1 pseudogene is annotated in these 289 nt (G+C 68.9%); it reads right to left on the bottom strand.

From position 1 onward, the window contains the following. Nucleotides 1–289: pseudogene (locus DW024_RS10230) on the bottom strand (Sir2 silent information regulator family NAD-dependent deacetylase); the annotation flags it as partial.

Below are 289 nucleotides of genomic sequence, written 5' to 3'. Positions count from 1 at the left end.
AGGTGCGCATCCGGCAGCTTCGCGGTCATGCTCCAGAACGGGAGCGTGATGATGCCGGGGGTCATCTCGCCCACGCCGAGCTCCAGCAACAGCACGCGGCGATCGCTGCGCTCGCGCACGAAGCGCTCGTATCGTCCGAGGCTCTCGCGCCATGCCGCACCTTGCAGAAACGTGTCGTCGCGCACCCACGGCACAAGCTGCCAGCCGCAATGCGGGCATCGGGGGACATCCTCGCTGCGGACCTCGAACCCCGCCATGCCCGCGAGCATGCGCTCGACGTAGGGGCTCG

Origin of the sequence: Collinsella sp. AF37-9 (genome assembly GCF_003475115.1) — a bacterium.
GTDB lineage: Bacteria > Actinomycetota > Coriobacteriia > Coriobacteriales > Coriobacteriaceae > Collinsella.
This window is presented reverse-complemented; position numbering and strand designations above follow the sequence as displayed.